This is a genomic window from Myxococcus faecalis, from assembly GCF_050039385.1.
GTDB classification, from domain to species: Bacteria; Myxococcota; Myxococcia; order Myxococcales; family Myxococcaceae; genus Myxococcus; species Myxococcus fulvus.
Genome location: NZ_CP144336.1, coordinates 538662 through 550734 on the forward strand (window position 1 = coordinate 538662; position 12073 = coordinate 550734).

At 68.2% G+C, this 12073-nt stretch carries 13 protein-coding genes; 4 read left to right on the forward strand and 9 right to left on the reverse strand.

Translation table 11 applies throughout. The features are described from left to right. Window positions 1-11: 11 nt before the first annotated feature. Entirely contained in the window at window positions 12-455 is a 444-nt protein-coding gene (locus VZQ01_RS01950) for an excinuclease ATPase subunit (protein ID WP_223750184.1), read from the forward strand. Between the two features lie 102 nt (window positions 456-557). Further along, window positions 558-2330, forward strand: a complete 1773-nt coding sequence (locus VZQ01_RS01955) for a serine/threonine-protein kinase (protein ID WP_426746786.1) — start codon at window positions 558-560, stop codon at window positions 2328-2330. Window positions 2331-2540: 210 nt separating this feature from the next. On the opposite strand, the gene VZQ01_RS01960 is transcribed toward VZQ01_RS01955, so the two are convergent. From VZQ01_RS01960 to VZQ01_RS01985, 6 genes are all read right to left on the reverse strand, one after another. Continuing rightward, on the reverse strand, window positions 2541-3353 hold the full coding sequence (locus VZQ01_RS01960; protein WP_426746787.1) for a hypothetical protein: 813 nt from the start codon (window positions 3351-3353) through the stop codon (window positions 2541-2543). A 36-nt stretch (window positions 3354-3389) separates the two neighbouring features. Continuing rightward, window positions 3390-3797: a hypothetical protein gene (locus VZQ01_RS01965; RefSeq protein ID WP_426746788.1), complete on the reverse strand. Its 408-nt coding sequence runs from the start codon at window positions 3795-3797 to the stop codon at window positions 3390-3392. 78 nt (window positions 3798-3875) lie between these two features. Further along, window positions 3876-4484, reverse strand: coding sequence for a TetR/AcrR family transcriptional regulator (locus VZQ01_RS01970; RefSeq protein ID WP_426746789.1), 609 nt, complete (start codon window positions 4482-4484; stop codon window positions 3876-3878). Between the two features lie 25 nt (window positions 4485-4509). Further along, window positions 4510-5943, reverse strand: a complete 1434-nt coding sequence (ltrA, locus tag VZQ01_RS01975; RefSeq protein WP_426745732.1) for a group II intron reverse transcriptase/maturase — start codon at window positions 5941-5943, stop codon at window positions 4510-4512. A 640-nt stretch (window positions 5944-6583) separates the two neighbouring features. Next, on the reverse strand, window positions 6584-7069 hold the full coding sequence (locus tag VZQ01_RS01980; protein ID WP_223750189.1) for a hypothetical protein: 486 nt from the start codon (window positions 7067-7069) through the stop codon (window positions 6584-6586). A 36-nt stretch (window positions 7070-7105) separates the two neighbouring features. Then, on the reverse strand, window positions 7106-7807 hold the full coding sequence (locus VZQ01_RS01985; protein WP_223750190.1) for a DUF6585 family protein: 702 nt from the start codon (window positions 7805-7807) through the stop codon (window positions 7106-7108). A 399-nt stretch (window positions 7808-8206) separates the two neighbouring features. Here VZQ01_RS01985 and VZQ01_RS01990 point away from each other — a divergent pair, with 399 nt between their 5' ends. Further along, a complete protein-coding gene (locus tag VZQ01_RS01990) occupies window positions 8207-8617 on the forward strand; it encodes a hypothetical protein (RefSeq protein ID WP_426746791.1) in 411 nt (136 codons plus the stop codon). Between the two features lie 50 nt (window positions 8618-8667). Here the strand turns inward: VZQ01_RS01990 and VZQ01_RS01995 are convergent, their stop codons facing one another. Continuing rightward, the gene (locus VZQ01_RS01995) at window positions 8668-10080 is read right to left on the reverse strand and encodes a serine hydrolase domain-containing protein (protein WP_426746792.1); all 1413 of its coding nucleotides are present in this window, start codon (window positions 10078-10080) and stop codon (window positions 8668-8670) included. A 130-nt stretch (window positions 10081-10210) separates the two neighbouring features. Here VZQ01_RS01995 and VZQ01_RS02000 point away from each other — a divergent pair, with 130 nt between their 5' ends. Beyond that, the gene (locus VZQ01_RS02000) at window positions 10211-10432 is read left to right on the forward strand and encodes a hypothetical protein (protein WP_426746793.1); all 222 of its coding nucleotides are present in this window, start codon (window positions 10211-10213) and stop codon (window positions 10430-10432) included. An 8-nt stretch (window positions 10433-10440) separates the two neighbouring features. Here VZQ01_RS02000 and VZQ01_RS02005 read toward each other — a convergent pair whose 3' ends face one another. Then, window positions 10441-10878: a hypothetical protein gene (locus tag VZQ01_RS02005; RefSeq protein WP_426746794.1), complete on the reverse strand. Its 438-nt coding sequence runs from the start codon at window positions 10876-10878 to the stop codon at window positions 10441-10443. Between the two features lie 468 nt (window positions 10879-11346). Next, window positions 11347-11676 (reverse strand): hypothetical protein, encoded by a 330-nt coding sequence (locus VZQ01_RS02010; protein ID WP_426746795.1) that lies wholly within the window; start codon window positions 11674-11676, stop codon window positions 11347-11349. Window positions 11677-12073 lie beyond the last annotated feature (397 nt).

A 12073-nucleotide genomic window follows, 5' to 3' on the forward strand; every position in this document is an offset into this window, starting at 1 on the left:
CGGAGAACTCCATGAAGAAGGCAATGCTGCTGTCGCTGCTCGCGCTCACCGTCTCCACCCCGGCCCTGGCGCGCGACACCGTGGTCATGATTCCGCTCAAGGAAGTCCTGGCCATGCCCCAGGCCCAGGAGAAGCTGGACGGCACGGTGCGCTTCTACCTGGCCGGCGCCAAGACGCCCGACATCGTCAAGGAGATGGGCGAGGACGTCTCCAACAAGAAGACCAACGGCCTCAACAAGTCCGACGAGGAGGGCTGCAAGTGGGCCACCCTCTCCGCGCTCATCGCCCTCCAGGAGGGCGCCAAGAAGCGCGGCGCCAACGCCGTGGTCGGCATCGTCAGCTACTACAAGAAGAACGAGCTGCAGCACGCGACCGAGATCGAGTGCCACGCCGGCACCTTCGCCATCGGCGTCGCCCTCAAGGGCACGTACGCGAAGGTCGCGGGCAAGAAGTAGCGCCTTTCCACGGGGGTCCTCGACCACCCCGGTGGCTTGGTTTGAGCCCCGTCCAAGTCGTAATTCGCGAGGAGCGGGAGGCCTGGACTAGGCTCCCGCGTCGTGACGCCCTACACGATGTTGCATCTGGCATTGGCCGGCGCCTTCCTGGTGCTCGCGCTGGTGCACCTGGCGACGTGGGGCGCGGTGCGCTCCCAGCGGGTGCAGCTGTGGCTGGCCACGAGCTTCCTGGGCTTCGCGGCGCTGAGCTTCTCCACCGGCGTGACGAGCCACGAGGCGGGGCGGCTGTTCATCGACACGCGCCCCTGGTTGCTGTTGGGCGCGCTGATGGCCATCCCCCTGCCCTACACGCTGCTGCGGGTGCTGTGGGCGCTGTTGGACCTGCCGCTGACGCCCTGGCGCAAGGTGTTGGTGGCGCTGGCGGTGGCCTTCGGCGCGCTGCGCATCGTGGACGTGCTGGGCTCGGTGCTTTCGAGCGCGAGCGTGCGGATGACGCCCGCGGAGCTGGGCCAGGCGACCTCCAGCCTGGGGTTGCCCATGTTCTGGTTGCTCGCCTTCACGGTGGGCGGGACGTGGGCGGTGGAGGCGCTGCGGGCGCTCAAGCGGCGCGGGGCCATGGCGGTGGCGGTGCTGTTCGCCGCGCTGTGCGCGCTCGGCATCCTGGGGCGGGAGCTGGCGGTGGACCTGGGGTGGACGCAGGGGCCGTCCTTGACGACGCTGGTGGGGATTCCCTTCCTGATGCTGGCGACGACGGCGCTGGCCATCCTCACCGCGCGCTCGCTGCGGGGCGCGGACCTGGGCACGGGCATCCACCGCTACCGGCGCCTGTCGCGGTTGGGGCGTGGCGGGATGGGCGAGGTGTGGCTCGCGGTGCGCACGGGACGGGCGGGGTTCCACCGGCTGGTGGTGCTCAAGCGGATGGTCGACGAGGGGGGCGAGGACCTCGCGGTGCGGCTGCAGCGCTTCATCGGCGAGGCGCGTACGGCGGCCAGGCTGCATCACCCGAACATCGTCTCCGTGCATGACCTGGGACAGGTCGACGGCGCGTGGTTCATCGTCATGGAGTACCTGAGCGGCGTGAATGCGCTGAAGCTCGCGCGGCAGGTGCGGCGCGGGAGCGTGGTGCCGCTCGAGGTGGTGGTGGAGATCTGCGTGCAGGCGCTGCGGGGGCTCGCGTACGCGCACGAGCGCGGCGTCATCCACCGGGACATCAGCGCGGACAACCTGGTGGTGACGTTCGACGGCGTGGTGAAGGTGGTGGACTTCGGCATCGCGCACGGGCTGGGCGCGCCGCAGGAGTCGTCCGTGTCCACCGCGTCCGTGCCCGCGCTGAGCCACCTCACCCAGGAGGGGGATGTCATCGGCAAGGTCGCGTACATGCCGCCCGAGCGGAGGGCGGGCGCCCCGGCGACGGTGTCCGGGGATGTGTATGCGCTCGGCTGCGTGCTGCATGAGCTGCTGTGGGGTGAGCTGCCGGGCATCGGCATGAGCCTCCAGCAGCGCGCGCTGTGGGATGGGCCCGAGGCGGCCGAGGTGAACCGGAAGCTGCGGGCCATCGTCGACCGGGCGCTGCACCCCATGCCCGCGCGGCGCTTCGAGGATGCGCGGCAGATGGAGCTGGCGCTGGAGGGGCTGAGGCACGCGCTGCCTGCGGTGAATCTGGCGCGGTGGCTGCGCGAGGACTTCGTGGAGAAGTACGCGCATGAGTGCGCGCTCGCGGACTTGAGCGACCCCACGCCCGAGCAGGTGGAGGCGCTCCAGTCGCGCGCGCCCGGGGTGGCTCCGGTGGAGCTCGTCCCCACCCAGCTGGTGGCGCCAGTGGAGGCCGCGCCCACGGAGCTGCAGGCCACGCGCAAGCTGCGCGCCCCGAGCTGATGAAGCCGAGCGGCTCGTGCCAGCATGGCGTCCACAGAAGCCCTGCCGCGAGCGGCACGCCGAGCCTCGAGGTCCTCATCGCTCCGACCTGGCACAGACCAAGGCCGCCCCTGGTGAGCTGCGGCGCGCGCGCTCCGAGCCGGAGCGCCCCTCGCGGCGTGGGGACGGAGGACCTCGTCGGTTGCGAGTGCCGCGCGTCTCCTCGGGGCGCTATGGGCCGGGGCGCTCCTGTACCGGGTAGATCCACCCTTCTCCCGAGCGCACCACGGAGGCGGGAGCCCCACTGAACCCCGAGGCCCAGGCCGACGCGGCCGACAGCGCCGCGAGGAGCGAATCGAGCGCGTCGCCATCCGCGTCGGAGACCAGGGTGAGCTGGTCGCGGGTGGAGATGACCAGCCCGGTGGATGCACGAACGCATCGGAGGAGGTCGCGGCGGCGCTCGGCGAAGTCCCGGCCCTTGTATGTCCTGGGCAATCCCAACCAGCGGACGACCTCCGCGGGGAGCACCTCCACCACCGCCGGCCCGGGGTGCATGCTCCACGGAGGAACGGCCCCGCGCCAGCCCGCGAGCGCACGCAGGCCCCAGTACGTCTGTCTGAACATGCGCAGGTTCGTGGGCGCGAACGGCGCCGAGCACGTCAGGTCCGTGACGCGCTTCTTCTCCGGCCCCACCGCGTCCCTGAACGCTTCAGCCGAGGCATGCGCCTTCGCCACCGCGGCCCCCAACCGCGAGGGCCCCGTCACGGGGAGCCCCAGGCGCTGGAGCTGGCTCGCCTCCAGGCTGAAGCAGAAGTCGAGCCCGGCCACGTCGGCGCCGTGGGACGACAACCAGGGCCCCAGCCCCTCCGCCACCACGAGCGCGCCTCCGGAGGAGAACGGGCGCACGAGCGACACGAGCCTCGCCCGCCCCGCCTCGAACTCCACGGTGGCGGCCCAGACCTTCCGGTGGGCGTGGACCGCGCCACTCCAGTCCACTCCCACCGCGCGCCCCTGCCGCGGGAGCCACATGCGGCGCGACGTCACGACCCGAAGCTCCCGCGCACGCTCACCCCAAGGGCCTCAGAAGTAGAGCCACCGCGCGCCCGTGGGCGAGCTCGAATACGCCGAGCACAGCAACGCGTCCGCGAAGCCACTGCCACTGCAGCATGCCATCTGCGTCCCAATCTGACTGCGCAGGCAGGACTGGTTCGCATACTGGCTGCACGCGGGCAGCCCCGAGCAGGCGGACTGGGAGCACGCCGTGAACACCCCATCACACGTGACGCCCTGCCCGTCCGTGCCCGAGCACGTCGTCCCCGAGCACGACACGGACGTGGACCCGGGACACGACACGGAACAGACGGCGAGCTGGGAATGCGTCGCGCCCTCCTCCGAAGGCGCCGCGGAGCCGGGCTCCAGTTCCGTCCCACCACATCCGATGAACGAAAGCGCGACGAACAACGCCAACATGACTCCCGACGGCTTCATGTGCGTACCCCCGGCTTGGACGGACAGCCGCGCGACTCTAACGCGCGAGGCCCGGCAGTTCGATGTGCCCCGCCCCACTCACCCTCGCGATGAAGTGTCATCGGAAACGGGTGACCGCATCGTCAGCCCACGAAGCACCAGCTCGAGCATCTCCGAGAGCGCCGCACGCTGACCGGCGCCCTCCGCTGACGTGAGGAGCATTCCGGTGATGCCGTGGAGCCCGGCCAACAGCCCCATCGCGACGCTCCGGGGCTCGCGGACGACGAAGGCCCCCCGCGCCTTCCCCTCGACGATGATGGACTCCAGCAGCGCGAGCTCCCGCGCCCGTTCCTCCCGGAGGAAGGGCTCGGCGACGGGGATGAACTCCAGCATCGCGGTTTCAGGGAGCGAGAGCGTCCGCGTGACGCGCGTGAGCTGCGCCTCGCGCACCTCGATGAACGTGCGCAGCTTCGCTTCCGGAGTCGCCGCCCTGCGCACCGCGGCCTCCAGGTGGACGAGCGCCTCGCCCCGGTTGCGGTCGATGACGGCGCCGAGCAGGGCCTCCTTGCTCTCGAAGTGGAGGTAGACGGTCCCCTTGCCGATGCCCGCGCGCTTCGCGATGTCCTCGATGGAGGTCTTCTTGAAGCCGAGCCGGGAGAAGCTGTCCGTGGCGGCGTCGAGAATCGCGGTGCGGTGCTCGGAGCTCATTGGTAGATGGGTGGCGCGGTACCGGTCAGCGGCCCGTTTCCACCCGCCTCCTTTCAAACCGTACGTGCGGTTTTCCCGCATACGGCTTAACGAGAGTGTTGTCGTGCAGCATGCACGGTTTCGGGTAGCGAATCGTCCCACGCAATCGGTGGAGCCCCTGTCCCCAGAACCATTCCCGATTCCACTCGTGAGCCTGTCCGGCTCGCAGGTTCCTTCCCCTGCGCTTCACCATGAACTGGTGCAGCCGCCTGCACACGTAGGAGTCGAGCTGATTGAACTTCCGGGCTGCATTCCCGCTGCGGAAGTAGTTGCCCCACCCTCGCAGCACCGGATTCAGGTCGGCGATGATGACTCGCACGTCCTTCACCCCATACCGCTGACGACTCGTCAGCTCCTTCACCCGGGCCCTCACCCGCTTCATGCTCCGCGCTGACGGCCATCTGTGCAGGTAGTAGCGCTTGAGGCCACGCTCCTCCAGCAGCTTGCCCGACATGCGTTGATGCAGGTGACAGCCCAGGAAGTCGAAGCCTTCCTTGCCCTCGGTGAGTTCCACTCGCCGCGTCTTCTCCGGATGCAGTCGTAGCTTCAGCCTCTCGAAGATGATTCGCACTCTTCGTTCAGCCTCCTCGACAGCTTCGCGGCTTTTGCACAGCACCACGAAGTCATCCGCGTAGCGCACCAGCTCGCCTACCCGCGCGCACTGCCGCTGCCACACGCTGTCGAAGAAGTGCAGGTAGATGTTGGAGAGCAACGGAGAAACCACTCCGCCCTGCGGCGTCCCCGAGACCGTCTCGGAGTACCGGCCCTCTTCTACCACTCCCGCACTCAGCCACTGCCTCAGCAGCTTGAGCACCCTGCGGTCCGACACCCGTCGCTCCACCCGCTCCATCAGCAGCTCATGCTCGATGCTGCCGAAGTAATCGCGGATATCCGCGTCGAGCACGTGGCGACATCCGGCATTGACTACCTCCCGGATGCGCTCCAGGGCCTGCAACGCGCTTCGGCGAGGCCGGAAGCCATACGAGGACGGCAGGAAGTCCGCCTCGAATACCGGCTCCAGCACCAACTTCACCGCCATCTGCACGATGCGGTCCTTCACCGCCGGAATGCCCAGCGGCCTTCGCTTCCCGTCCGCCTTGGGGATGTACCGCCTCAGTACCGCGGGCGGCCTGTACGCTCCTGCTCGCAGCACCTCGCCCAGCTCCTCTACCAGCCGCTGCGCGCCGTACCGCTCCACCGCCGCCAGCGTGACTCCATCCACGCCAGCCGCGCCCTTGTTGCGTCGAACCCGCTCCCACGCTTCCCACAGGACGTCACTCCGGTGGACTCGGTCATACAGCGCATGGAAACGGCGCTCCTTGCACCGCTTGGCTGCCACGAAGAGCTTGCGCTGGAGTCGTCGAACTTTGTCGGTGGACTCTGGTCCACCGGGGAGATTGGAGCCGCCGTGGCGGCTCATGCCCTCGCTCTTACCTCCCACCCAAGCACCACTCAAGCAGGGGCCCTTCCCTCCGGGCGCGTTGTCCTGCACGCCCCTCATCGGTACTACGGCCCCCTCGGACTCCCGCTGCACTCCCCTCGCTTTCGCCTTCGGCTTATACGCGGGGCCCTGCCGCGACGACGGCTGCGCAGTCGGGTCTCTCCTGTTCCCCACCACTCCTTGAACACGTGCCGCGCCCCATACCCCGGGGAGTTCCGCTGCTTCACACCCGGACTCGTCCGCAGCGGACCTGGCCTTCACCGTGACATGCTCGGCTCGGCTCTCCCATTGTGTCTCTGTCGAGGCGGCAGGCTTCACTTCATGTTGCGGCCCGTGCTCTTGCTCCCTCCCTGTCGGAGGCTTTTGACGCCCCGCTGTGGCCTGCCGCCTCTCGGCGACCGGCTGGGGCCTGCTACCGGGCACTCCGGTGTCTACCCGGACGGGACTCTCACCCGCAGGTCTGGTGGAGCATGGACGTGCTCCTCTTTCTCGTCCTTCAGGACGCACCATGCCCCGAGGGTAGACCGGAGGGCCGGTCCCCCCAAGCGACACGAAGCGCCCCGTGCCACGCGCACACGGGGACGGCCGGCCGCCTGGAGACAGGAGGCGAGCGAGGGCTTCAGCGCTGGCTGTAGCGGTCGCAGGTGGCCAGGTACTCGTCGCTCGACATGTCGAGCGCGGCCACGCGGTACTGCTTGCCCTTGGGCTTCTTCAGCGTGGTCTTGATGACCACGAACTTCCCGATGGGGATGCCCATGTACGACTGGTCGAGGTAGGTGTTCTCCTCGATGTGCTCCCAGGCGATGTGCACGCCATCCGCGAAGTGGATGCCGTCGTGGCCGATGGTGAGCCCGGGCTGGTCCATCTTGCCCAGCACCATCGGCTTGATGCAGTTGACCAGCATCACCAGACAGCCGAACAGGATGAGCCCGGCGATGGCGAGCACGGCGGCGCCCTTGTCACGCGCGGCGAACGCGAGGTAGCCGAAGAACGCCGTGGCCACCACCCAGATGACGGTGCCGATGATGAGCTTCGTGCGCGAGTAGTAGAAATGCTGGGGCTGGTTCGACTTCGCCTTCGACTGAGCGGATCGGTAGAGTTCCATGATGTGCTGCCTGACGGTGGGGTGAGGACGAAAAGCTCAGCCGGCGAGCCGGTCTGAGAGGTAGGAGAACAGGACGGGCGCGTTGACGAGCTTCTCCTCGTCGATCTTGTGCAGCCGACCGTTCGCGAGGATGTGCAGCTCCCGAGTGGAGACGCCCTGCTCGAAGTCGTCCTGCAGCCGCAGCGACTCGATGTCCTCCCACTCGATGAGCTTTTTCTTGAAGACCAGCCCCTCGGCGCGGATCCACAGCGGACCGAAGCGCACCTCTTCGCCGCGAGCCACCTGGCGACGGATGGCCGGCAGCAGCATGGAGACGACCTGCTGGGTGACCACGGCCTCCAACTCGTCCGAGTCACTCCACAGGTGCAGCCGCAGCCGGTACTTGCTGTCGCGGTGCGCGAGGATGAGGCACTCGTTGTTGTGCTCGCGCACGATGCTCGTCATGTCGCGCCACAGGACGGACTTCTTGCCCACGTGGATGCCGCGGGCGTCGAGCACCAGCGAGTTCGGCGAGAGCAGCCACGCGAACAGGTCGCCCGCGCGCCAGAGAATCAGATAGAGCCCACACGGGATGCCGAGCAGCGCGAAGGCGAACCCCGTCTGACTGCGCACCATCCCCTTCACCATGTCCGCGGGCAGCAGATGGATGCCCGAGGGCGTGAGCATCATCGCGAGCGCGAAGTAGATGAGGACGAGTCCCCCCGCCAGCCAGGACAGGGTGTGCGTGGGGAAGACCAATGAGTGCGAGTACTTCAGGGGACGACTCCCAGCGGGCCGACCGGGGCACGAGCCTCAGCGAACGTTCGGTCACCTATAAAGGAGTGCGGGCGATTTTTCGACCCCGAAACACTCTCCGCGACACCGCCTCATTTGGGAGTCAGGCTTTCCAAGCCAGCCCTGTTGGACGCGCAGGGAAATGCAGCCCGGCTCCGCCTGCCGTCTCACACGGTGAGACTCACCCTCCGCGAATGCGCGGGTAGCTCCAGGGAGTGTGTCCAGGACATGCCGTGGACATGTCGTCGACACGCCAGGTCTTCGAGGCCGCCCTCCACGGGGCCGTCGGGGTGCGTGGCACATGTCCTGCTCTCGACAGGCTCGGCGTGAGCGACACGCCGGTCCCCACTCCTGGAGAGAGCAATGGCTTCCTATCAATGGAACGACGGCCACATCCTGACGTTGTCCCAAGGCGACACCGCGAGCTGCGCGGGCGGACTCAACAAGGATCTGCTCCATGCGCTCTTCTTCTACAACAGCGCGCAGAACGAGACCGGCGCCACGCTGACCGTCGTGTGGAAGAACAGCGAGGCGCCCGTGACGGTGCGAGTGCCCGGCACCAACGCGAAGCAGGGGCTGGCGTCGCTGTTCTTCGTGTCGGGTGACGACACCAACAGCGTCTCGGTGGGCATGAGCAACAACCAGCCTGGAGCCCAGGTGCAGTGCTTCATCGGGAGCGTCAAGCGAGCCAATGCCACCTGCCCGAGGGCGCTCGCGACGACCAGGAGCATCGCGGCGGCCACTGCCACGCGGCGGATGCGCCCAATGTCATAGCACCGCCCCGGGGACCAACCCGCTGGCCGCATGGGCCTCCAGGGCCTTCGCTACTTCTTCAGCTCGTTCATGCCGAACAGGGACACGCGGCCATCCGGGATGAGCGACACCTTGTACACGTAGGTGTCGGTGCCGAAGTCCACCAGGTACGTGTAGACGCGGTCATCGCCCACCACCTCTCGCTGGGCGAGCCGCAACTTCCCCGTGGGCCCCAGCTTCTTCAGGCGCTGCGTGAAGTGCGGCAGCGCCTCCGAGGCGAGCCACGGCGGCGCGTAGGCGAAGCGGGCCTTGTCCACCGTCCCCGCCCTCACCTCCTCGAGGAACGCCGTCAGCTGGGCGGTGACCTGCGGCTCGGTGTCCTCGATGGTGGCGAGCTTCGGCGGGCCGAGCGCCGAGTTGACGATGGCGGCGATGCCCTCGGTGAATCGCCCGGGGCTGGCCTGCGCCGTGTTCGCCAGCACGATGATGGACAGCGAGTCCCCCACGTAGTGAGAGTAGTTGGCGCGGAAGCCCTGCCACGCGCCACCGTGCTGGTGCAGCGGCTTGCCATTGCGCTCCAAAACCTGCCAGCCGAACCCATAGGGATGCGTGGCGCCGCTGTTGAGCCGCACCGGTGAGAGGATTTCGCGCCAGCTCTCCTCGCTCAAGAGCGCGCGCTTTCGCACGGCGGTGTCCCACGCCAGCAGGTCCTTCACGGAGAAGTAGAGCGCTCCGTCTCCCGTCGTGTTGAGTGACGGGGACACCCAGGTCTGGTGCTTGGGCGTGCCCTTCACCAACTGATAACCGGACGAGCGGTTGGGGATGATGTCGGCCTCGCTGATGCCGCGCGCCGTCTTCATGCCCGCGGGCTTGAAGACCTTCGCGTCCAGGACATCGACATACGTCGTGCCCGTGATGCGATTCACCAGCAGGCCCAGCAGGACATAGCCGGAGTTGCTGTAGCTGAAGCGCAGGCCCGCCGGGAACTCCAGGGGCAGCGTGTAGATGAACCGCGCGAACTCCTCGTCCGTGTAGTCCTTGCGCTCGTCGAGCTTCCCCTCCAGGTCCTGGATGCCGGACGTGTGCGTCAACAGGTGGCGCACGGTGATGGGCGCCCAGGACGCGGGGGCGTCCGGGAAGTGCTTCGTGATGGAGTCGGACAGCGACACCCTGCCCGCCTCCACCTGCGCCATCACCGCCATGGCGGTGAACATCTTCCCCACCGAGCCCGACTGGAAGAGCGTGTCCGTCCCCACGGGGACGCGGTGCTCCAGGTCGGCGGAGCCGTACCCCTTCGCGAGCACGACGCGCCCATTGTGCACCACGCCCACCGCGAGCCCCACCACGCCCTGACGCTTCTGCTCCGCCTGGACGAACGCGTCGATGCGCCCGCGCAACGAGCCCTGCGCCAGCGCGGGCCCCGCCGCGAGGAGGACACCAAGGATGACGCCGAAGATCCGCCTCTGCCCCGAACGACCTTGCATGAAAGCTCCTGCGCGAGAACACCCCTGTGGCCCTACGCAATGACTGCAACAGGATTGCGCTTCTTGGCAGGTCTCCGCCTGCCCCCTGCCCCTGCAGGGAGGATAGCCCCGCTCCACGCAAGCCCTCCGAATGAATTCGCGCGCCCCCGAGCCCTGGGGGCCTCACGCGCATGTCAGCGAAACTGTCTACCGGAGGACCACGCCCGCGACGCCGCGGCCCAAGACGTTCGCCAATGCCGCCCCCGCCCTGCACAGCGGCATCGCGCGGCGCCGGGCCATCGACTTCCCCAGCCTGGACGCCATCGTGTGGATGAGCCCCTCGAACCAGGACGTGCTCGTCTACCGCCTGTGAGGCGGCGCTCAGAACCGGCCGCCCAACCCCAACGTCATCCCGCCCTGGGTCACCGAGACCAGGGGTTGCAGGTGGACGTCCGAGGGGGCCGGCGGCGCGCTGTTGGCGGCATGGGACAGCTCATGGCCCACGAAGGACCCCAGGACCGAGCCCACCAGGGCGACCGAAGGAACGATGATGAAGTCGCCCTTCTCCACCAGGAACAGAGACACCACGGCGCCTGTCCCCGCGCCGGCCCCGGCCCCCAGGAGCGTTCCGCTCCACGTCCCCTTTCCATCCAGGATGCGTGATCCCCACATGATGCCGATGGGCGCGCCCACGGCGGCGCCCACGAGGAAGCCCGCAGCTGCATTGTCGATGCACGCACCGATTCCCGAGCGGGATTGACAAGACGCATTGCCCACGAAGAAGCCGGGGAGCCCCATCGACAAGGAGGTCACGGACATGGCGCCAATCTCCACCGCGATGCGGGCACTCGTGCGAAGCGCCGCGAGCGCCGCTGCGTCGGATGACGGGGCCGCCTCCCGAGGCGGAATGCTCGTGGCTCCATCCGGAAGGGGCGCTTCAGCGGCCCCGGAGCCCTCGCTGGACGCGAGCGCGAGGCGCGGGGAGAGGAACAGCAGTGAAAACAGCAAGGACGATGTCGACAGGAGTCGTGCCGTGATGACGAACATGCGCATGCGCCACTGCAAGCCAGGAGCCCCTCCGAGCCCCGAGGAGTTTCCAGCGGATGCGCGGCGCGCTCACGCGACGTGGTGCCTGGCATGTGCAGCCCGGTGCACACTCCCGGCCCGGGTGCGAAGCCCGTTGTGCGGCGACAGGCCGAGGCGGCCGATGAGGCTCGAGGAACCCTCGGCGCCTCATCTCGAAGGGAGGCCACGCCTGGCGGCCCCACCAGCACCGAGGCTCCGCGGTTACGGCAGACAGTCCGCGCAGGAGCCGGACAACCGGGTGTTGGCGATGAAGGCGTCGTAGTCCGCCTGGGTGGTGAGGACCGCGGAGCCGAAGTCCGCGTAGACAGCCCAGAGCGAGGGCGTGGCCGCCGCGCCCTCGAAGGTTCCGCGATAGTAGTCCACCCCATTGTTCGTCTGGATGAAGCTCCACCCGTGGTTGCGATTCCAGGGGCGGCAGCTGGCGTGGGTCACCATGTAGCTCTGCGTGGGATTGCCCCCGCGCCCCTTCCACAGGTAGCACGCATTCGCGGGCGCCTGGGAGGGAGGCGTCTGCGCTTCAGCGCCAGACATCAAGAGGCAGCTTCCCAGTGCGAGGAAGGACAAGGAGCGGCGAGGCATCATCGGTCATCTCCGGTAGGGCCCGGGTCGTCGGGCGGGAGTCCGCACTGCAAACCTCACACCCGGAGATGAAGAAGCACGGGCCGGGCGACCCCGTTCGCGGCCTGGGTCCACGCCGCGTGGTTTGACATGTCAATGGAAGGATTTGACGTGTCAGGAGCGGGGTCGTGACGTCAGGCCGAGGATGCCGGATGTCTGCCCTAGCGCCCGAGAATTGACGGTATTCCTGGTATCACGACAGGCAATGCGCTATGAGCCGCCGGGTCGTCTCCGAGCCGCTCCTGGTCAGGGTCACTGAAGGCCCCGTCACGAGCATGTCTGAAGCGAGCCCCTGAGAACGCGAAGCGCT